Raw genomic sequence first — 20,217 nt, 5'->3', positions numbered from 1 at the left:
CACCGGCGCGCACGGGGCCGCACGGCGCCCCGGGGACGGCAAACCTGGTCGCGCGGGCACACCGGCCCGCCGACTCCAGGAGGCCATTGATGAGCAGATACCAGGTCGACGCCGCCGCGCTGGCGAGCACCGCCGCCGCGGTCCAGGCCCGCGCGGCCACCATCGCGAACGAGGTCGCCGGGATGCAGCGCCAGCTCGCCGACCTGCAGAGCGACTGGCAGGGCGCGGCCTCCGGCCAGTTCGCGGCGATCGTCACCGACTGGGGTGCGGCGGCGGCGCACGTCGACCGGTCGCTGGCCCAGATCACGGCCGCCATGCAGACCGCGGCGCGCACCTACGACGAGGCCGAGAACCAGGCGGCGCGCATGTTCGCCGGCTGACCGGGCCGGGAGCCTGCGGCCGGTCCCGGTGGCCGGCCGTAGGCTCCCGGTCATGGCCGTGCTCGTGGACCCGCCGATGTGGCCCCGGCACGAGACGCTCTGGGGCCACCTGGTGAGCGACACCTCGCTCGCCGAGCTGCACGCGTTCGCCGCCCGCGCCGGGCTGCCCGAGCGGGCCTTCGACCACGACCACTACGACGTCCCGCTGGCCCGGTACGACGAGCTCGTCGCCCTCGGTGCCCAGCCGGTGGACGCCCACGAGCTCGTGCGGCGACTGCGTGCGAGCGGGCTCCGGGTGCCCCGCCACGCCCGCCAGGAGCGGTCCACGTCGAACAAGCGCCCCGGGGACGCAGGGGCACGAGGCTAGGCTCGGATCCATGCCTCGCTCCCTCGACCAGTCCTCCAAGCTGAAGAACGTCCTCTACGAGATCCGCGGCAAGGCCGTGACCGAGGCCGCTCGCCTGGAGGCCGAGGGGCTCAAGGTGCTGTGGCTCAACACCGGCAACCCCGCCGAGTTCGGGTTCGAGGCCCCGCACCAGATCGTCCGGGACGTCATCGCCGCCATCCCGCACGCGCACGGTTACTCCGAGTCCCGCGGCATCCAGTCCGCCCGCCGCGCCGTGGTCACCCGCTACGAGACCGTGCCGGAGTTCCCGCGGTTCGACGTCGACGACGTCTACCTCGGCAACGGCGTCTCCGAGCTCATCACCGTCGTCCTGCAGGCGTTGCTCGACGAGGGCGACGAGGTGCTCATCCCGGCCCCGGACTACCCGCTGTGGACGGCCATGACATCGCTCGCCGGCGGCACCCCGGTGCACTACCGGTGCGACGAGGCCAACGACTGGCAGCCCGACCTGGACCACCTCGAGTCGCTCATCACGCCGCGCACCAAGGCCCTCGTCGTGATCAACCCGAACAACCCGACGGGCGCCGTCTACCCGCGCGAGGTGCTCGAGAAGCTGGCGAAGCTCGCCGCCGAGCACTCGCTGCTCATCCTGGCCGACGAGATCTACGACCGGATCCTCTACGACAACGCCACGCACACCTCGATGGCCCAGGTGGCACCCGACCAGCTCGTGCTCACGTTCAACGGGCTGTCCAAGACCTACCGGGTCGCCGGTTTCCGGTCCGGCTGGCTCGTGCTCACCGGGCCGCGCGAGCACGCCGCCGGGTTCATCGAGGGCATCAACCTGCTCGCCTCGACCCGGCTGTGCCCCAACGTCCCGGCCCAGCACGCCGTGCAGGCCGCGCTCGGCGGCGTCCAGTCGATCGACGCGCTCGTCGCCCCCGGCGGTCGCCTGTACGAACAGCTCGAGGTGGCGCACACCGGTCTCAACTCGATCCCCGGCGTCAGCTGCACCCGGCCCGGCGGCGCGCTCTACCTGTTCCCCCGCCTGGACCCCGAGGTGCACGAGATCCACGACGACCAGAAGCTGGTCTACGACCTGCTGGTCAACGAGCGGATCCTGCTGGTGCCCGGCACCGGCTTCAACTGGCCGAGCCCGGACCACCTGCGGGTGGTCACGCTCCCCGAGGCCCGCGTCCTGGCCGAGGCCATCGAACGGCTGGGGAACTTCCTGTCGAGCTACCGCCAGTAGCCCGGGTGCGCGCGGCCGGGGGGACCGCGACGCACTCAGCTCCATCCCCCCGGGGGAAGGAACCACCATGCTGCTCGACTCCAGCGACTCCTCCGGCGCCGCAGGAGCTGCGCTCGCCGGGATGAGCGTCGTCTTCGTGGTTGTGGGGATCATCGAGCTCGCCGCGATGGCGTTCATGATCTACCTCTACATGCGGATCGCTCGCAAGGCCGGGTACCCCCTGTCGTACGGCCTGCTCATGCTGATCCCGGTCGCCAACCTCGTGTTCATGATCCTCTTCGCGTTCAAGGAGTGGCCCATCGAGCAGCGGCTGCGCGGTGCCTGGCCGCCCGCCGGGAGCGGCTACGGGCCCGGTTCCTACGGACCGGGCGGCTACGGACCGAGCGCCTACGGGCCAGGCGCCTACGGGGCGGGCGGCTACGGACCGGGCGGCTACGGGCCCGGGGCCGGCGACGGGTCCGGGGCCGGCGGCGGGTCCGGCGGCTACGGAACGGCCCCCACCTACCCGACGAGTCCTGCCGTACCCCCGGGCTACCCGACGACGCAGCCGGGTCCCCAGGCGCCGTACGCCCCGCCGCAGCCCTGAGGCGAAGGAGGACCGCGCCGCACACCGGCGTCACAGGTGCAGCGGCCTGGTCACCCGAGGGTGAGCGGCGCTCAGCCCTGCGCGCCGGCGCCGGCCTCCGGCAGCACCTGGCCGCCGTCGACCACGAGGGTCTGGCCGGTGATGAACCGCGCCTCGTCGGTGGCCAGGAACAGCACCGCGTGGCCGATGTCCTCGACGGCGCCCAGCCGCCCCATCGGGATGGCCGCCGTCATCTGGCTCAGGTACTCGGGGCCGAGCCCGGCCAGCCCCTCGGTCGCGATGTTGCCCGGCAGCACGGCGTTGACGGTGACCGCGTGCGGGGCCAGCTCGACGGCGGCCGTGCGCACGAACCCGACCTGCGCCGCCTTGCTCGCGCCGTAGTGGGCGAACCTCGGCAGCCCGGTGAGGGTGCCGGTGATCGAGCTGACGACCACGACCCGGCCGTGCCCGCTGGCCACGAGCGCCGGCAGGCACGCCTGCAGGGACCACACCGTGCCGCCCAGGTTGGTGGTCATGGTCTCGACGAGCTCGTCGGGGGTCATCGTCGCGACCGCCGCCTGCGGGTAGATGCCGGCGTTGGCGCACAGCACGTCGATGCCGCCGAAGCGCTGCACGGCGCGGTCGGCCATGTGCTGGCAGTCCTCCGGGCGCGCCACGTCGGCGACCACCGCCTCGACCTGGGCGTCCAGCGCGCGCAGCTCGTCCGCGGCCTCCTCCAGCCGGCCGGCGTCACGCCCGGTGATCACGAGCCGCGCGCCACTTGCCGCGAAGACCCGCGCGATGCCCAGCCCGATGCCCCGACTCGCTCCGGTGACGACGACGACGCGGTCCGTGACAGGCGTGAACATCCCCGCATCATGGCAGCCGGCGATGGCGACCGACGCCCGGCCGCCCGGACACCGCTTGAGGCCTGAGACGACGACGGGGCCGGCCACCCGAAGGTGACCGGCCCCGTCGTCGATGCAGGGTGGGGCTGGACTCAGAAGTCCATGCCGCCCATGCCGCCGTCGCCACCGGCCGGGGCGGCCGGAGCCTTCTCCGGCTTGTCGGCCACGACGGCCTCCGTGGTGAGGAACAGGCCGGCGATCGACGCAGCGTTCTGCAGCGCCGAGCGGGTGACCTTGACCGGGTCGGCGACACCGGCCGCGAGCAGGTCCTCGTACACGTTGGTCGCGGCGTTCAGGCCGTGGCCGACGGGCAGGTGACGGACCTTCTCCACGACGACGCCACCCTCGAAGCCCGCGTTGACCGCGATCTGCTTGAGCGGCGCGTCGATCGCGACCTTGACGATGTTCGCCCCGGTCGCCTCGTCGCCCTCGAGCACGAGCTTCTCGAACGCCGTCTTGCCGGCCTGGATGAGCGCGACGCCACCACCGGCGACGATGCCCTCCTCGACAGCCGCCTTGGCGTTGCGCACCGCGTCCTCGATGCGGTGCTTGCGCTCCTTGAGCTCGACCTCGGTGGCCGCGCCGGCCTTGATGACGGCGACGCCACCGGCGAGCTTGGCGAGACGCTCCTGGAGCTTCTCACGGTCGTAGTCGGAGTCCGAGTTCTCGATCTCGGCGCGGATCTGGTTGACCCGACCGGCGATCTGGTCGGCCTCGCCAGCGCCCTCGACGATGGTCGTCTCGTCCTTCGTGACGACGATCTTGCGGGCGGTGCCGAGCACCTCGAGGCCGACGGTGTCGAGCTTGAGGCCGACGGTCTCGGACACGACCTGGCCACCGGTGAGGATCGCGATGTCCTGCAGCATGGCCTTGCGGCGGTCGCCGAAGCCCGGGGCCTTGACGGCCACGGAGCGGAAGGTGCCGCGGATCTTGTTGACGACCAGGGTCGCGAGAGCCTCGCCCTCGACGTCCTCGGCCACGATGAACAGCGGCTTGCCGGCCTGGATGACCTTCTCCAGCAGCGGCAGGACGTCCTTGACGTTGGAGATCTTGCCCTCGACGAGCAGCACGTAGGCGTCCTCGAGGACGGCCTCCTGGCGCTCCGGGTCGGTGACGAAGTACGCCGACAGGAAGCCCTTGTCGAAGCGCATGCCCTCGGTGAGCTCGAGCTCGAGACCGAGCGCGTTGGACTCCTCGACGGTGATGACGCCTTCCTTGCCGACCTTGTCCAGCGCCTCGGCGATGAGCTCGCCGATGGCCGGGTCGGCGGCGGAGATGGCGGCCGTGGCGGCGATCTCCTCCTTGGTCTCGATCTCCTTGGCCTGGGCCAGCAGCTCGGCGGTGACGGCCTCGACGGCCTTCTCGATGCCGCGCTTGAGGGCGATCGGGTTGGCGCCGGCGACCACGTTGCGCAGACCCTCGTGCACGAGCGCCTGGGCGAGCACGGTCGCGGTGGTGGTGCCGTCACCGGCGACGTCGTCGGTCTTCTTGGCGACCTCCTTGACCAGCTCGGCGCCGATGCGCTCGAACGGGTCCTCCAGGTCGATCTCCTTGGCGATGGACACACCGTCGTTGGTGATCGTCGGCGCGCCCCACTTCTTGTCGAGCACGACGTTGCGGCCCTTCGGGCCCAGGGTGACCTTGACGGTGTCGGCGAGGACGTTGAGCCCTCGCTCCATGCTCCGCCGTGCCTCCTCGTCGAAGGCGATGATCTTGGCCATGTGGCTATCGATCCTTCTGTCGGTGATGTGACCGGCGTGCCGATGCCCGCGACGGACGGCCCGGCGCCCACGGTCACGTCCCGCGGCCTGCCGGACCTCACCGGGTGGCCGGGTGGTCCTTTGTCACTCTCGGTACGAGAGTGCTAGGTCAAGGTTGGCACTCGACCCCTTCGAGTGCAAGCGAGCAGTCGCTACCGTGGAGCGATGGGACCCGTGGGCTGGCTCGTGGTGGTCGCTGTCTCGGCGCTCGCGCTGCTCGCCCTCGACCGGGCGGTCGCGCGCGGCTGGTTCGACCGACGTGCTCCCCGACCGCGACGGACGGGCGGCGGCCCGACCGGCGCCCTGGGGGACCTGGTCGAGCTCTTCCAGCCGTCGCAGGTGCACCTGACCGCCGAGCTGGAACGTCAGCAGCAGGACATCCGCCAGACGCCCGACGACGCCCCCGCCCGACCCGGGCCGCAGCTGGGCACCCTCAACCCGGCGCAGGGGGGCACGGCCCCGCCGGAGGCCGGCGCCAGACCGCCGGAGGCCAGCGCGGACCCGCCCGACGAGAGCTGTGACCCGACCTGACCGAGCGATCAGCTGGGCAGCTTGGAGACGAGCAGCACCGTGATCGCACCACCGGACTTGTCGGCCGACTGGGTCACCGTGGTGAGCCCGAGGGTCGAGGCGACCAGCTTGGCCGTCGGCGCGAGGTCCTCCGAGGCGTAGAACACCGTCGAGGTGGTGGTCCCGCTCTTCGAGCCGTTGGTCGCGCTCACCGCGGTGAACCCGGCCTTCTGCAGCTTGGACGACGCCGTGGCCGCGAGCCCCGAGATCCCGGCCGCGTTGACCACCGAGACCTTCGTGCTGAGCACCGGCGCGGCCGGGGCCGTGGTGGCCGGCGGCTGGGTCGCGGGAGGCGGTGCCGGTGTGCTCGGAGCGGGAGCCGTCGCGCCGTCGTCGGCCGAGCCGTCGTCCGCTGCGGCGTCGTCCGACGCGTCGTCGCCGGCGGAGGCGCTCGAGCCCGGCACCCCAGGCAGGTGGGAGACGTAGCCGTTCTTCGCGGCGTACGTGACGCCGGCGAACACCAGCGCCGGCACCACGATGATGACGGCCAGGAACGGCCACCAGCGGCGCCAGGCCGACCGCGGTGCGCGGTGCACCCCGCGCGGGCTGTCGTCGCCCGAGGGGGCGTCGAACTCGTCGTCCGGGTAGGGGTAGGAGGCCTTGCTCACGGCGGACAGGCTAGCGGCTCGAACCGTGAGCCCGGGCTCAGGCCGGCCGCGACCGGCGCGCCCCGCCCCGGACGAGGCGCTCGGCTCGCTCAGACGAGCGGTTCGACACCCAGGCGACGAGCCGTGCGCGCACGCTGACGCGACGCCCGCATCCGGCGCAGCCGCTTGACGAGCATCGGGTCGTACGCGAGCGCGGCCTGGTCGTCGATGAGGGCGTTGAGCACCTGGTAGTACCGGGTGGCCGACATGTCGAACAGCTCGCGGACGGCCTGCTCCTTGGCGCCGGCGTACTTCCACCACTGCCGCTCGAAGTCGAGCACCTGGCGGTCGCGCTCGGACAGCTCGACGGGAGCGTCCTCGACCATCGTGCGTGCGGTCTGGTCCATCAGCCCTCCCTGTCCGTCCGAACGTCCGTCCCGTGCTGCGCGCCTGCGGCCCCCGAGGGGCCATCAGTGGAGCCGACGTGCGGCCCCGGCGGGACAGGGACGAGCCTACGCCGGGAACCACACCGGTGTCATTCGACGGTGGCCCCGAGGCCACGGGCCGAGACGGCGGTCCCCGCCGGGCACGGGTGAGCGGGCACCACCGGCCGTGCGACTCCCGGCCGAGCATCCGGGCGCTCGGGTCTCAACCCAGGGCGTTGGCCCGTGCGAGCTGGGCGAACCAGTGCGCACTGCGCTTGGGGCGGCGCGTCTGGGTGGCGTAGTCGACGTGGTACATGCCGAACCGGTAGCCGTAGCCCCAGGCCCACTCGTAGTTGTCCATGAGCGACCAGGGGAAGAAGCCGACCAGGTCGACCCCGTCCTCCAGCGCCCGGTGCGCCGCGCGGACGTGACCCTCGTAGAACGCGACCCGCTCGTCGTCGCGGATCTCGCCGTTCGGGTCGACGTAGTCGTGCAGGGCGATACCGGTCTCGGTGACGACCAGCGGGACGGACGTGTACTCCTTGCTCACCCGGGTGAGCACCTCGTGCAGCCCCTCGGGGTGCACGCCGATGCCGCCGGGCGTCGGGTGCGGGTCGGGCACCCGCTGCCAGCCGCGCACGAGGTCCGCGGGGTCGGCCCGCACGAGGTGGCGCTCGTAGTAGTTGATCCCGAAGTAGTCGACCGGTGCGGCGATGGTCGCCAGGTCGCCGTCGTGGACGAACGAGAAGTCCGTGACGTCGCGGTAGTAGGCGGGTGCGTCTGCCGGGTAGGCGCCGCGGAACAGCGGGTCCAGGAACATCCGGTTCTCGTACAGGTCGAGCCGCGTCGTGGCCGCGACGTCGGCCTCGTCGGCCGTGGCCGGGTGCGGGGAGGTGAGGTTGCACGTGATCCCCACCTGGCCGGTGACCCCGTCCGCACGCAGCGCCTCGACGGCCTTGCCGTGCGCGAGCAGCAGGTGGTGCAGCGCCGTGACGGCCGTGGCCTCGTCCGTGAGACCGGGTGCGTGCCGGCCCTCGAGGTGCCCCACGAACGCCGCGCAGTACGGCTCGTTGAGCGTGAGCCAGTGCGGCACGCGGTCGCCGAGCCGGCCGTGCACCGCGAGCGCGTAGTCGACGAACCGGTCGGTCGTCGTGCGCTCGGCCCACCCGCCGAGGTCCTGCAGCGCCTGCGGCAGGTCCCAGTGGTAGAGCGTCACCATCGGGGAGATGCCGCGGGCGAGCAGGCCGTCGACCAGCCGGTCGTAGAAGTCGAGGCCGCGGGTGTTCACCGCACCGTCGGCGTCCGGGACCACCCGGGGCCAGGCGACCGAGAACCGGTAGGCACCCACCCCCAGGTCGACGAGCAGGTCGAGGTCCTGCTCCCACCGGTGGTAGTGGTCGCAGGCGATGTCGCCGGTGTCACCCCGCAGCACGGCTCCGGGCCGCCGGGAGAACGTGTCCCAGATCGACGGCCCCCGCCCGTCCTCGTCGACAGCACCCTCGATCTGGTAGGCCGCGGTGGCGGCACCCCAGAGGAACCCGTCGGGGAAGTGGATCGCGGACATGGGTCTCCTTCGCATGTGCAGGTCGAGCGGTGCACGGGCCGGGCAGGCCGACGGCGCCCCCGCCGTCAGTCGGTCGAACCCCTGGCGAGCCGGCGCCGCCGACCGAGGGCGTCCACGATCACGGCGATGATGAGGATCACGCCGGTCGCCACGTTCTTGATCGCGGCCGGTTGCCCCAGCAGGTCGAGCCCGTTCTGGACGCTGCCGACGACGAGCGCCCCGAGCAGGGCGTGGTAGACGCGCCCACGCCCGCCGAACAGGCTGGTCCCGCCGATGACCGCCGCGGCGATCGCGTTGAGCTGCAGCGTGCCGCCACCCAGCGCGTTGGAGGCCGAGAACTGGCGGGAGGCCTCGATGATCCCCGCGGCCGCCGCGATGGCCGAGACGATGACGAACACGGCCACGGTCGCCCCCCGCACCCGGATGCCCGAGCGGCGCGCGGCCTCGGCGTTGCCGCCGATCGCGTAGAGGTGACGTCCCAGCCGGGTCTCACGCATGACGAGCGTGCACACCGTCATGAGGGTGACGAGGAACACCAGCACCCACGGGATGCCGAAGTAGCTGTCCAGCACCGCGACCACACCGACGACGAGCACCACCGTGACCAGCGCGGTCACGAGCTCGGACGCGAGCGGCGGGACGGCCAGGCCCAGCCGGGTCCGACGACGACGCACGGCGAGCCGCACGAGCGCCATCGCGACGAGCGCGGCGCAGACGATCACCCACCCGGTGGCCACCGGGACGTAGGTCGAGGCGATCCCCCGGATGAACGGGTCGCGGATCGGGATCTCACCGCCGTCACCGACCAGGGCGAGCTGGACGCCCTGCCAGACGAGCAGCCCGGCGAGGGTGACGATGAACGACGGGATGCCGAACGCGGTGATGATCGCCCCGTGCGCGAGGCCGATCGCGGCCCCGACGACGAGCGCCAGCGCGATCCCCGCGGCGGCGTTCCAGCCGTGGTCGCTCACCGCGAGGGCCATGACCGCAGCGCTCACCCCGGCGATGGCCCCGACGGACAGGTCGATCTCGCCCAGGACGAGCACGATGACCATGCCGATCGCCAGCGTCCCGAGGACCGCGATCTGCAGCACGAGGTTCGACAGGTTCCGGGCCGACAGGAAGTTGGCGTTGAGGGTCTGGAACACGACCCAGACGAGGACGAGGCCGACGACGACGGTCAGGCTCCCGGTGTCACGTGGCAGCGGCAGCCGCCGCCACACCGGTGCGGCCACCTGCGCGGTGGCGGTCTGCGTGCTCATGCCAGGTCCTCTCCGGCGGCCGCAGCCGTGCTTCCCGTGATCGCGGCGACGACGTCGTTGGGGTGCGACGTGCGCGGGTCGAACTCGCCGGCGTTGCGGCCGAGCCGCAGCACGACGATGCGGTCGGCGACCTCGAAGACGTCGGCCATGTTGTGCGAGATGACGACGACGGCCAGGCCCCGGTCGCGCAGGCCGCGCACCAGGCGGTAGACCATCGCGGTCTGCGCGACACCGAGGGCCGCCGTCGGCTCGTCGAGCAGCACGACGCGCGAGCCCCACAGCGCGGCCCGGCTCACGGCGATGGCCTGGCGCTGTCCGCCGGACAGCGCCGACACCGGCGAGGTGAGCACCGGCAGGTGCGCCGAGAGCTCGGCGATGACGTCCGCCGCGCGCCGTTCCATCGTCTCGTGGTCCAGCAGGGTGGTCGCACCCCGGCGCAGCTCACGACCGAGGTAGAGGTTGGCGACGACGTCGAGGTTGTCGCACAGCGCGAGGTCCTGGTAGACGGTCTCGATGCCGAGCGCCGAGGCGTCCGAGGGTGAGCCGATGGACACCGGCGCACCGTCGATCAGGATCTGCCCGGCGTCGATGCGGTGGGTCCCCGCGATGGCCTTGACCAGGGTGGACTTGCCCGCGCCGTTGTCGCCGACCAGGGCCACGACCTCCCCCGCCGCGACCGCGAAGTCGACGTCGGTGAGGGCCGCCACCCGGCCGTACCGCTTGGCGATGCCCCGCATCTCCAGGACGGGCCGGCCGGTGACCGGCCCGTCCTGGAGCGCGAGGTCCGAGGTCAGAGCGGGCACTTCGCCGCCGCCGCACCGGAGCAGATCTTGTCCTTCGTGGTGAAGCCGTCCTTGATGACGGTGTCCTTGATCGTGTCGCGGGTGACCGGGACCGGGTCGAGCAGCAGCGACGGGATCTTCCCGGTGCCGTTGTCGACGGTGCTCGTCGCCATGCTCGTCACGGTCGCGGTGTCACCCTTGGCGAGGGCCACGGCGATCTTCGCCGCCGCCTCCGCCTCGGCCCGGATCGACTTGTAGACGGTCATCGACTGGTCGCCCAGCACGATGCTCGTGAGGCCCGCGTCGGTGGCGTCCTGGCCGGTGACGAGCACCTTGCCGTTGAGCCCGCGCGCCGTGAGCGCCGTGATGACGGCGTTGGCCAGGCCGTCGTTGGGGGCGACGACACCCTGCACCTTGTCGCCGAGCGCGGTGAGCGCCTGCTCCATCGAGCGCTGGCCGGTCGCCGGGTCGAAGCCCGCGGTGTCGGACTCGTAGCCGAGCACGAGCCGGCCGTCGGCGAACGCCGGGTCGAGGATCTTGTGCGCACCCTCCTTGAAGGCCCGCCCGGGCACGGAGGTGATGTCGCCGTTGATCATCGCGACGGTCGAGCCCTTCGGCAGGTTGTCGAGCATGTACTGGCCCTGCAGCTCACCGACCTTCTCGTTCTGGAACGAGACGTAGGCGTCGGGCACGGCACCCTCGATGAGGCCGTCGTAGGCGAGCACGCTGGCGCCGTCGGCCTTGGCCTTCTCGACGATGGAGGCGCCCGCCTCGGCCGTGAACGGGCTCACGACGAGCACCTTGGCGCCGTTGGTGAGGGCCGACTCGGCCTGCTGGAGCTGGGTGGAGGCCTGGCCCTGGGCGTTGTTGGCGATGACCGTGATGCTGGGGTCGATCGCCTTGACTGCCTCCTCGAAGTACGGCTTGTCCTTGCTCTCGAACCGGTCGGCGCACGTCGAGCACGGCATGAGGAACGCGATGGTGATCGCGCCGCCTCCCGTGCCACCCCCGGCGCCAGGGGAGGACTGCTGCGTGCCGGTCGTGCTGCTGCAGGCGGCCAGGCCGAGCACGAGGGCCGCCAGGCCCACGAGGCCGGAACGGTGTCGCTTCATTGCGAGCTCCTTCAGTTGGGTGGAGGGGTGTGCACGTGGACCTGCCCCTACTGGGGCCAGCCACGCTCGATGAATCGGTCCAGGGGCAGGGTGGCGGCGCCGAGGGCCGTGGCGCGGCGGCCGAGGCTCGACCGCTCGACGACGACCTCCGCGCCCGGCTGGCTGAGCGAGGAGCGGCGCACGGCGGCGGCGATGTCGGCGAGGAACTCCTCGGCGAGGCGGTCGCCGAACCAGCCGCCGACCACGATCTTCTGCGGGTTGTAGAGGTTGACCAGGTTCGACAGCGCGATGCCGAGGTGGTGGATGAGGTCACGCAGCGAGCGCTCGGCGACCTCGTCGCCCTGGTGGTAGGCGGCGAAGAGCTCGTCGATCCCCTCGGGCTCGCGGCCGAGCCAGGCGTCCTCGCGACCGCGCCAGCGCTCCAGGACGGCCGAGGCGCCGACGAACGTCTCGACGCAGCCGCGCGCACCGCAGCGGCAGCGGATGCCGTCGAGGCTGATCTTGGTGTGCCCCCACTCGCCCGCGCTGCTGCTGGATCCGCGGTAGAGCCGGCCGTTGGTGATGATGCCGGCACCGACACCGTCGCCGATGAGCACCACCGCACCGTGCTCGACCCCCTGCGCCGAGCCGTACCAGGCCTCGGCCTGGGTGGTGGTCTTGGCGCCGTTGTCGATGAGCAGCGGGGCGGGCAGCTGGGCCGCGAGCTCACTGAACCGGACCGAGTCCCAGCCGACGACCTGGGCGTGCACGAGCGGTTCGTCGCGGGCCTCGCTGTCCCCCGCGGAGACGTCAGGGTGCTCGACGATGCCCGGGACGCCCAGCCCGATCCCGAGGATGGTCGGCGTGGCGCCGAAGTCCCCGGACGCGACCAGCTCGGTGGTGAGGGCGCCGACCGCACCGGCGACGACCGAGCTCACGGTCTGCGGCGAGATCCGCCGGCCGGTGAAGGCGTGGGTCCGCCCCCCGAGCCGTCGCATCGCCAGGTCGAACGCCTCCACGGTGACCTGGGCCTCGCCGACGTCCGCGCCGAAGACGACGGCCGCGTGCGGGTTGACGGCCAGCACGGTGCGGGGCCGTCCACCGGGCGAGTCGAGCTTGCGCCCCTCGACGACCGTGCCCTCGGCGATGAGCTCGGTCACCAGGTTGGTGATGGTTCCGGGCGACAGCATCGTGGCCGCACCGGCCTCGGGTCGCGTGGTCTCGCCGGCGAACATGACGTGGCGCAGCAGGAGTGCCCTGTTGGTGCGCCGCACATCGCGGACCGAGGCCTTGCGGGAGGCGCCCGTCTGTTCGTTCATGACATGGTTTATAGTCTGAAATAACTCCAGGGGTCAAGACCCCGCCCGCCACTGCCTCGGACCGGGCCACCCGTCTAGGCTCGCTGACGTGCCACCCGCCCCGCTCGACGAGCTCGTCGCACCCGACTGGGCGCGCGCCCTGGCCCCGGTCGAACCCACCATCCGGGCGATGGGCGACCTGCTGCGCGCCGAGGTCGCGGCCGGGCGCGGGTACCTGCCGGCCGGTGACCGCGTGCTGCGGGCGTTCGCCCGCCCGATGGCCGACGTCCGGGTGCTCATCGTCGGGCAGGACCCCTACCCCACGCCCGGGCACCCGATGGGCCTGTCGTTCTCGGTGCAGCCCGATGTGCGGCCGCTGCCGCGCTCGTTGGCGAACATCTTCCGCGAGCTGGTCGACGACCTGGGGGTGCCGGAGCCGACCTGCGGCGACCTGAGCCCCTGGGCCGACCGCGGTGTCATGCTGCTCAACAGGGTGCTCACGGTGCGCCCCGGCACCCCCGCCTCGCACCGCGGCAAGGGCTGGGAGCAGGTCACCGACCAGGCGATCGCAGCCCTCGTCGCCCGCGGCGGCCCGCTCGTCGCGATCCTGTGGGGGCGCGACGCGCAGTCCCTCGGCCCCGCGCTCGGCGCGGTGCCCACGGTGCGCTCGGTGCACCCCAGCCCGCTGTCGGCCAGCCGCGGCTTCTTCGGCTCCAAGCCCTTCTCGACGGCCAACCGGCTGCTCGTCGAGCAGGGCGCCGAACCGGTCGACTGGCGCCTGCCCTAGCCGCGCCGAGGTCGCGCGAGCCGCGCACCCGCCTCACGACGGTCACCGAGCACCCCGGTGCGACACAGAGGCTGCGGGCCGACGGCCCGAGGACGAGGCACGATGGACCCGTGAGCGCAGCAGCGACGTCGGGGGCAGGGCCACGGTGGGAACGGTTCGTGGCGATCGGGGACTCGTTCACCGAGGGGCTGTGGGACGGGCCCGACGGACCCGAGGCACCCCAGCGCGGTTGGGCGGACCGGCTCGCCGAGCACCTGTCCGACCGTCGCGTGGCCGCCGGTGACCCGCCGCTGCAGTACGCCAACCTCGCGGTCCGCGGCAAGCTGCTGCGACCGATCGTCGGCGAGCAGCTGCCGGAGGCGCTCGAGATGGCGCCCGACCTGGTGAGCCTCGTCGGCGGCGGCAACGACCTGCTGCGGATCGGCGCCAACCCCGACACGCTCGCCCGGCGCCTCGAGCTGGGGGTGGTGCGCGCCCGGGAGGCCGGGGCCGACGTGCTGCTGTGCGCCGGGACCGACACCGGCGACGTCCCGCTCATGCGGGCCAACCGCGCCCGGGTCGCCGTGTTCAACACCCACGTGTGGTCGATCGCCCGTCGGCACGGCGCCTACGTGGTCGACCTGTGGGGGATGCGGAGCCTGCAGGACTGGCGGATGTGGGCCGACGACCGGATCCACCTCACCCCGGACGGTCACGAGCGGGTGGCCCAGGCGGCGCTCGTGGGGCTCGGGCTGGCTCCGGACGCCCCGGACTGGGACGACCCGTTGGTGCCGCTGCCCCCCGCACGGACGGTGGAGCGCTGGCGGCAGGACGCCCAGTGGGCGCGCGACCACGTCGTGCCCTGGGTCGACCGGCACCTGCACGGGCGGTCCTCCGGCGACGGCCGGACCGGCAAGCGACCGCAGCTGGCGCCGCTGGTCTAGACGCCGGGACCGCTCAGCCGAGCGGGACCCAGGTGGCACCGTCGGCCGGGACGGCGGCGAGCACCTCGCCCTGCCCGAGCGTGGTGCGCTTCGAGTCGACGACCTGCCCGCCCGAGGTGAACCGCACCTCGACGGGGGTCGCGGTGCACGAGGACGGGACGTCGTCGAAACGCACCCCGAGCACCTGGGGGCGCCCGTCCGCGGCCGGGCCCACCTGGTAGGTCCAGACCACGGCGGACTGGTCGCAGCCGCCGACCGGCTGCAGCTGCCCCGCCTGCCAGGAGGCGAACAGGCCGGCAGCAGCCAGGCCGGTGAGCGACAGGGCCCAGCCGACACGTCCGCTCAGGTGCACCGCCACGGCACCTCCCGACCGGGCCGGACGAGCCCCGGCCTCGATCCAAGGCTAGGTGCCAGCACCCAGGCTGCACCCGGGCGTCACACCACTGCCGTAGCCCGTGTCACCCGGACGTCACCCGAGCGGCGCAACGGCACGGCACACGAGCTCACCAGTGGCAGCCGGCCCCGCTGGGGAAGGTCGCGGTGTCGTCCACCTGGAAGCCGAGCGCCCGCGCCGGCCACCCGAGGGCGACGAGGTCATTCCACCCGGTGCCGGCACCGCGCAGCGCGATCACCGGCAGGTCACCGGCGCTCGTGACGATGCAGGCGTTCGTGAGCCGGACGCCGACGGGGTACCAGGTCGGATGGCCCGGGGAAGCCGGCACCGGCCAGCCGGGGAACGCGTCCTGGCGGGCACCGACGTCGAGCCCCGTCGCCGACAGGTCCGCCTGGACCTCGTACCGGAACGGGAGCAGCGAGGTGGACACGACATGGAAGTCGAGCCGGTAGCCACCGTGCCACACCTGGTAGCGGTCGACCACCACGGTGCAGCTGCGACCCAGTCCAGTGGCATCGACGCAGCGCAGCCCGACGGCCGCGGTCACCGACCACGCGCTGGGCACCGTCCAGCCGTCGATCACGACGCGGGCCGTCAGCGCCCCGGTGGGGACGAAGGAGTCGGTGGCCACAGTGGCCGCCGCTGCCTCGACGGTCGTCGTGCCGCTCGCGCGGACGGCCGAGGACCAGCCACCGGTGGCGGTCGGGTCGACGACCTCCACCCGCACCGGGCGCCCGCCGCAGGCCGCGGTGTCCAGCCCGGCCAGGGCGAGCGATGTGACGGCCGCGCCCGCCTCGGGCGGCGCCGCCGTCACGGTCACCGGGCTGGACTGGCAGCGGCCCAGGACGAGGGCCTGGGCACCGCCGGCGTGCACGGTCAGCGCTGCGGCGCCGGCACCGCCCACACCACCGACCAGCGCCGCGGTGAACGCGGCGACGAGCAGCACGGCGAGCGTCCGGCGCGGTCTCACGGCGCGGCGACCGGTTCCGGTTCGCCGCACCGGGCGGACGACGGGTCGGCCGGCGACGCATCAGCCGGCAGCAGGTCGGCGAGCTCCAGGTCGGCCGGCGACGGGACGGCCGGGACCGCATCGGCCGGCACCGGGTCGGCGGACGTCGCATCGTCGGGAACGTCCTTGGTCCGCGTCCGCGACGGCCACACGAGCAGGGCACCGGCGAGCACCAGCACGCTCACCCACACCCACGGGTTGACCAGCACCTTCGTCGCCAAGCCCAGACCGGGCACCCGGAACCTCGCGATCCCGACGACGCGGTCCTCGGTGGGCGTGAACGGGTCGACCCAGGCGTTGTTGTCACCTCGCATGGTCCAGCCGGTGGCACCGTCGCCGCCGACCACCCGGTGGATCACCCGCGACCGGTCCATCCCGGGCGGGGCGTAGATGACGATGTCGCCGACCTTGGCCTGACCGCAGCGCGAGAGCACCAGGTCGCCGCTGTGCAGCGTCGGCTCCATCGAGTGCCCGGACACGATCGTGATCGTCGTGCAGCCGCCCAGGCTCGTCGGCCACACGAACCAGACGGCGAACGCGCCCAGCAGGTAGAGCAGCACGGTCGGAGCAGCACGCAGCGCGCGGCGACCGAACGGTTCGCCGCGCACCGCGTGCGCTGCCGACCTCGACATGTGCTCAGCCGTAGATCGTGACGGCGACCTTGGACAGGGCCGCGGAGTCCAGCCCCGACCCGACCGTCACGGTCTGGGTCGCCAGGGTCGCGCCCGAGGCGGCGGGCAGCGTGATCGCGGCCGACTCCACCGAGGTGCCGGTGGAGTCCAGGAACGCCACCTTGAGGCTCTTGCCGGCGCAGGCGGCGACGATGCCGGACAGCGAGACGGAGGTGGTCCGGTACGCACCCGAGGTCAGCACCGGCGCACCGAACGAGGCGGCGACCGCCGAGGTGCCCTGGCAGGCGCCGACGGCGTCGACCCCGGCCTGGATGGTCGAGCCGGAGCCGGTGACGTTGAGGGTCGACGCGGAGGCCAGCGACAGTCCCGCGACGCCGAGGACGGCGAGCGACACGGCCAGGACCTTGCGATGGGTGGACGAGACGGACATCAGGGATGCTCCTGTCGAGACGGCGGTGTGAGGACGGGCCCGGGGTGCAGCCCACCGCCTCATCGACTCCGGCACGGCGCTGACCTGGGTGCCAGCACCCGGCGCGCCCGAATCGTCCGTTCTCTTCACCCGGTGACGAACACCACGAATGCGGCAGACCACGCATCTCGGACAGCGCCGCGACTGGGCCGAACGGGTGAACGCCCGCCAGTCCGGACCGGCCCGTCGGCGGTCGGCAGGTGAGGTCAGCGCCCGCGCAGGGCGTCGACCGGGACCGCGGCGAACACCCGGGTGCCCTCGCCGGGCGCGCCGACCACCTCGAGCCGCCCGCCCACGAGGGTGATGCGGTCGCGCAGCCGGGCCGTGCCCGACGGGGTCACGAGGGCGGGGTCGAAACCGGCCCCGTCGTCGGTGACCGTGAGCGACAGGGCACCCCCGGCCCGGCGCAGCTCGACCTCGACCGAGGTCGGCCGGGCGTGCTTGAGCGCGTTGGTGAGGGCCTCCTCGACCACCCGAACGAGCAGCAGCCGCTCGGCCTGGGTGAGCATCGGGGTGGCCGGGTCGTCGAGCAGCCGCACATCGTCCTCGACCACGAGCCGGGTGGCGATGCTCGTCGGGACACGGCGCAGCAGGGCGCGCAGCGCGGGCACCACCCCCACCTCGAGCTGGTCGGGGTAGAGCAGCCGGCTCATCTCCCGCACGTCCTGCGCGCGCAGGTGCTCCAGGTCGACCCGCACCTCGCGCAGCGCCGCGACGTCCGTCGGTGCACCGCCGCCGAGCTCGATCCTCGTGGCCAGCCCGTCCATCCGGGCGACCATCATCACGAGCCGCTGCTGCATGGTCGCGTGCAGCCCCTCGGCCACCGCGCGACGGACCCGGATCTCCTCGTCCTCGAGCGCTGCGAGGGCGACCTCGACGAGCAGGGTCTCGCGCTCCGCGGTCCGGGCGCGTTCGCCCATGGACCGGGCGAAGAGCATCGCCCACACCCCGACCCCGGCCGAGAACACGCAGATGGCCGCTCCCCCGACGCCCTCGACGAGGTACGCGGCGAGCGAGTCGTGGGTGACCCCGAACACGCGCTGGCAGACCAGCCGCAGCACCGCCGCACCCACCGAGGCGAGCAGCACCGGCGGCACCGCCTGCCGCCAGGTGTGCACCAGGTGCACCGGCTGCACGGCGAGCAGCACGAGCAGCGCGACGACCGCGGCCATGTTGGCGCCGATCCGGGCCCACACCGGGACCGCGCCCATCTGCGGCACCTGCTCGGAGAGCACGTACGCCGACTGGACCGAGGCACCGACGGCGTAGCCGAGCGCGACGAGCCCCGTCCCGCGCAGCAGGGCCTGCCGGTCACCGCCTCGCGCGAGGAAGGGCACCGACGTGTGGTCAATCTCGCTCACGTCATCTCCCTGACGGTACTGACGGCACCGACTGGCGCGACCATACTGGACGGACCATGAGCACCATTCCTCCCGATTTCCTCCGTGTCGCCCTGGTTGAGGACCAGCCGCTGTTCCGGGCGATGCTGGCGCGCACGCTCGACCACTACGACGACGCGTTCAAGGTGGTGCTGCAGACCGGCACCGCGGCCGAGACGCTGCGCAACCTGCTCCCCGGGCTGGCCGACGTGGTCGTGCTGGACATCGACCTGCCGGACGGCAACGGCATCTCCCTCGGTGTCCAGCTGCGCCGCGCGCAGCCCCATCTGGGCATCCTCCTGCTGTCCGCGCACGACGCGATGGACCTGCTGCTCGACCTGCCGCCGGACGTGGCGCACGGCTGGTGCTACCTGTCCAAGACGTCCTCGACGTCGGAGGAGACGCTCGTCGGTGCGCTGCGCGCCGCGGCGGCCGGGCACACGGTGCTCGACCCGGCGCTGCTGGCCAAGGCCACCCCCCGGGCCGGTTCCTCGGTCGCCAAGCTCACCGACCGGCAGTTCGGCGTGCTGCGGCTGCTGGCCGAGGGCCTGTCGAACGCCGGGATCGGCGAACGGCTGGGGATCACCGAGAAGTCGGTGCAGAACCACGTGAACGCCCTGTACGCGACGCTCGGCATCGACGCCGACTCCCGTCGCAACCCGCGGGTGAGCGCCGCGCTGCGGCTGCTCGAGGAGACCGGACCGGTCGACTGAGACCCGGCACCCCGGTGGTCGACGCACCCTGCCCGTGCGGCAGCGGACTGGACGACGCGGCGTGCTGCGCGCCGCTGCTCGCGGGGGACCGCCCGGCGCCCACCGCCGAGCAGCTCATGCGCTCACGGTTCACGGCGTTCGCGGTGGGCGACGCGGCCTACCTGCGCCGCACCTGGCACGCCTCGACCCGACCGGCCGAGCTGAGCCTCGACGAGACCCTCACGTGGTACCGGCTCGACGTGGTCGCCACCTCGGGCGGCAGCGCCCTGGACACCCGCGGGACGGTGGAGTTCCGCGCGTTCTGGCGCTCACCGCAGGGCCGCGGCGTGCAGCAGGAGACCAGCAGGTTCGTCCGCGAACGCGGTCGCTGGTGGTACGTCGACGGCGACGTGGTCTGACCGGCCCGCAGCTCAGCCCACCGCTCGGCCCGCCGCTCAGCCGACTGCGACCGGCTCGTCGGCCCGGGCGACCTCGAGCAGCTCGAGCAGCCGCGGCGCGAGGGGCCCGGGTGTCGGACGGGTGACGGCCTGCACCACCCACGCGGGTGCGTCCCGCCCCGGCAACCGCGCGGCGACCAGTCCCGCGGCCTGCGGCTTGGCCGCCACGTGCTGCGGCACGAGGGCGACGCCGAGCCCGCGGTGCACGAGGTCGAGCAGCGTGTGCACGTCGTCGACCGAGCAGCGCACGTGCCGACGCACCCCCTCGCGCTCGCAGACGCCGTCGTTGAGCGAGCGCAGCCCCCAGGCCGGGTCGAAGTCGACGAAGTCGGCGTCGCGCAGATCGGCCCAGTCCACCTTGGCGTGGGCCAGCCGGTGGTCGGGCGGGCACAGCAGCACGAGCGGCCGGCGCCCGAGCTCGGTGGCCTGCACCCCCGACAGGTGCTCGGTGGTGGCGACGAACGCGACGTCGAGCCGCCCGGCCCGCACCGCGGACACCAGGTCGTGCGAGCCCGTCTGGGTGTAGCTGATGTCGACCTGCGGGTACCGGCGGTGGAACCGTTCGAGCAGCGGCGGGACGTCCACCGCACCCAGGCACGGTTCGGCGCCGACGGCCAGCCGGCCGGACAGCTCCCGGGTGGCCCGCACCACCGCGTCCCGGGCCGCCGCGGCCTCGGCGAGCAC

24 protein-coding genes are annotated in these 20,217 nt (G+C 73.1%); 9 read left to right on the top strand and 15 right to left on the bottom strand.

The features are described 5' to 3' along the window. Positions 1-89 precede the first annotated feature (89 nt). The 4 genes from F2B26_RS07520 (at position 90) to F2B26_RS07505 (ending at position 2,564) form a co-directional block, all read left to right on the top strand. Positions 90-380: a WXG100 family type VII secretion target gene (locus F2B26_RS07520; protein WP_159807980.1), complete on the top strand. Its 291-nt coding sequence runs from the start codon at positions 90-92 to the stop codon at positions 378-380. A gap of 52 nt (positions 381-432) precedes the next feature. After that, the gene (locus tag F2B26_RS07515) at positions 433-747 is read left to right on the top strand and encodes a DUF4031 domain-containing protein (RefSeq protein ID WP_159807978.1); all 315 of its coding nucleotides are present in this window, start codon (positions 433-435) and stop codon (positions 745-747) included. Positions 748-757: 10 nt separating this feature from the next. Next, entirely contained in the window at positions 758-1,978 is a 1,221-nt protein-coding gene (locus F2B26_RS07510; RefSeq protein ID WP_159807976.1) for a pyridoxal phosphate-dependent aminotransferase, read from the top strand. 67 nt (positions 1,979-2,045) lie between these two features. Then, complete coding sequence (locus F2B26_RS07505) at positions 2,046-2,564, top strand: hypothetical protein (protein WP_159807974.1); 519 nt, start codon at positions 2,046-2,048, stop codon at positions 2,562-2,564. Between the two features lie 71 nt (positions 2,565-2,635). Here F2B26_RS07505 and fabG read toward each other — a convergent pair whose 3' ends face one another. Together fabG and groL are read right to left on the bottom strand one after the other, a co-directional pair. After that, positions 2,636-3,412: a 3-oxoacyl-ACP reductase FabG gene (gene fabG, locus F2B26_RS07500; protein ID WP_159807972.1), complete on the bottom strand. Its 777-nt coding sequence runs from the start codon at positions 3,410-3,412 to the stop codon at positions 2,636-2,638. 131 nt (positions 3,413-3,543) lie between these two features. Then, on the bottom strand, positions 3,544-5,172 hold the full coding sequence (gene groL / locus F2B26_RS07495) for a chaperonin GroEL (RefSeq protein WP_159807970.1): 1,629 nt from the start codon (positions 5,170-5,172) through the stop codon (positions 3,544-3,546). A gap of 204 nt (positions 5,173-5,376) precedes the next feature. Here groL and F2B26_RS07490 point away from each other — a divergent pair, with 204 nt between their 5' ends. Beyond that, positions 5,377-5,742 (top strand): hypothetical protein, encoded by a 366-nt coding sequence (locus tag F2B26_RS07490; RefSeq protein WP_159807968.1) that lies wholly within the window; start codon positions 5,377-5,379, stop codon positions 5,740-5,742. 8 nt (positions 5,743-5,750) lie between these two features. Here the strand turns inward: F2B26_RS07490 and F2B26_RS07485 are convergent, their stop codons facing one another. The 7 genes from F2B26_RS07485 to F2B26_RS07455 form a co-directional block, all read right to left on the bottom strand. Then, a complete protein-coding gene (locus F2B26_RS07485; protein ID WP_159807966.1) occupies positions 5,751-6,389 on the bottom strand; it encodes a LytR C-terminal domain-containing protein in 639 nt (212 codons plus the stop codon). Between the two features lie 89 nt (positions 6,390-6,478). Further along, positions 6,479-6,775, bottom strand: coding sequence for a DUF3263 domain-containing protein (locus tag F2B26_RS07480; RefSeq protein ID WP_159807964.1), 297 nt, complete (start codon positions 6,773-6,775; stop codon positions 6,479-6,481). Positions 6,776-7,016: 241 nt separating this feature from the next. After that, positions 7,017-8,357, bottom strand: a complete 1,341-nt coding sequence (locus F2B26_RS07475; RefSeq protein WP_159807962.1) for a GH1 family beta-glucosidase — start codon at positions 8,355-8,357, stop codon at positions 7,017-7,019. A gap of 65 nt (positions 8,358-8,422) precedes the next feature. Beyond that, entirely contained in the window at positions 8,423-9,619 is a 1,197-nt protein-coding gene (locus F2B26_RS07470) for a sugar ABC transporter permease (protein WP_159807960.1), read from the bottom strand. Continuing rightward, positions 9,616-10,422 (bottom strand): ATP-binding cassette domain-containing protein, encoded by an 807-nt coding sequence (locus F2B26_RS07465; protein WP_235929551.1) that lies wholly within the window; start codon positions 10,420-10,422, stop codon positions 9,616-9,618. Before F2B26_RS07465 ends, F2B26_RS07470 begins: the two co-directional genes overlap by 4 nt. Further along, entirely contained in the window at positions 10,410-11,513 is a 1,104-nt protein-coding gene (locus F2B26_RS07460) for a sugar ABC transporter substrate-binding protein (RefSeq protein ID WP_159807958.1), read from the bottom strand. Before F2B26_RS07460 ends, F2B26_RS07465 begins: the two co-directional genes overlap by 13 nt. A 47-nt stretch (positions 11,514-11,560) precedes the next feature. Beyond that, on the bottom strand, positions 11,561-12,811 hold the full coding sequence (locus F2B26_RS07455) for an ROK family protein (RefSeq protein WP_159807956.1): 1,251 nt from the start codon (positions 12,809-12,811) through the stop codon (positions 11,561-11,563). Between the two features lie 88 nt (positions 12,812-12,899). Here F2B26_RS07455 and F2B26_RS07450 point away from each other — a divergent pair, with 88 nt between their 5' ends. Continuing rightward, positions 12,900-13,577, top strand: coding sequence for a uracil-DNA glycosylase (locus tag F2B26_RS07450; protein ID WP_159807954.1), 678 nt, complete (start codon positions 12,900-12,902; stop codon positions 13,575-13,577). Positions 13,578-13,687: 110 nt separating this feature from the next. Continuing rightward, positions 13,688-14,500, top strand: a complete 813-nt coding sequence (locus F2B26_RS07445; RefSeq protein ID WP_159807952.1) for an SGNH/GDSL hydrolase family protein — start codon at positions 13,688-13,690, stop codon at positions 14,498-14,500. A gap of 13 nt (positions 14,501-14,513) precedes the next feature. Here F2B26_RS07445 and F2B26_RS07440 read toward each other — a convergent pair whose 3' ends face one another. The 5 genes from F2B26_RS07440 to F2B26_RS07420 all read right to left on the bottom strand — a co-directional run bounded on the left by F2B26_RS07440 (position 14,514) and on the right by F2B26_RS07420 (position 18,365). Further along, entirely contained in the window at positions 14,514-14,858 is a 345-nt protein-coding gene (locus F2B26_RS07440) for a hypothetical protein (RefSeq protein ID WP_159807950.1), read from the bottom strand. Positions 14,859-15,003: 145 nt separating this feature from the next. Continuing rightward, positions 15,004-15,864 carry a hypothetical protein gene (locus F2B26_RS07435; protein ID WP_159807948.1) on the bottom strand — a complete coding sequence of 287 codons (861 nt, stop codon included), beginning with the start codon at positions 15,862-15,864 and terminating at the stop codon, positions 15,004-15,006. After that, a complete protein-coding gene (locus F2B26_RS07430) occupies positions 15,861-16,535 on the bottom strand; it encodes a signal peptidase I (protein WP_159807946.1) in 675 nt (224 codons plus the stop codon). Before F2B26_RS07430 ends, F2B26_RS07435 begins: the two co-directional genes overlap by 4 nt. Positions 16,536-16,539: 4 nt before the next feature. Next, positions 16,540-16,965 carry a hypothetical protein gene (locus tag F2B26_RS07425; protein WP_159807944.1) on the bottom strand — a complete coding sequence of 142 codons (426 nt, stop codon included), beginning with the start codon at positions 16,963-16,965 and terminating at the stop codon, positions 16,540-16,542. A gap of 245 nt (positions 16,966-17,210) precedes the next feature. Further along, positions 17,211-18,365, bottom strand: a complete 1,155-nt coding sequence (locus F2B26_RS07420; RefSeq protein ID WP_159807942.1) for a sensor histidine kinase — start codon at positions 18,363-18,365, stop codon at positions 17,211-17,213. A 56-nt stretch (positions 18,366-18,421) separates the two neighbouring features. On the opposite strand from F2B26_RS07420, the gene F2B26_RS07415 reads away from it, so the two are divergent. Both F2B26_RS07415 and F2B26_RS07410 read left to right on the top strand, forming a co-directional pair. Continuing rightward, positions 18,422-19,096 (top strand): response regulator transcription factor, encoded by a 675-nt coding sequence (locus tag F2B26_RS07415; RefSeq protein WP_159807940.1) that lies wholly within the window; start codon positions 18,422-18,424, stop codon positions 19,094-19,096. Between the two features lie 14 nt (positions 19,097-19,110). Then, complete coding sequence (locus F2B26_RS07410; RefSeq protein ID WP_438939171.1) at positions 19,111-19,494, top strand: YchJ family protein; 384 nt, start codon at positions 19,111-19,113, stop codon at positions 19,492-19,494. Between the two features lie 36 nt (positions 19,495-19,530). On the opposite strand, the gene F2B26_RS07405 is transcribed toward F2B26_RS07410, so the two are convergent. Continuing rightward, a partial coding sequence (locus F2B26_RS07405; protein ID WP_159807938.1) for a LysR substrate-binding domain-containing protein occupies positions 19,531-20,217 on the bottom strand: 687 nt, incomplete at its 5' end.

Source organism: Cellulomonas citrea (genome assembly GCF_009829685.1).
GTDB lineage: Bacteria > Actinomycetota > Actinomycetes > Actinomycetales > Cellulomonadaceae > Cellulomonas > Cellulomonas citrea.
Note: the sequence above shows the minus strand (reverse complement) of the source record. Positions and strands in the feature narration are given on the sequence as shown.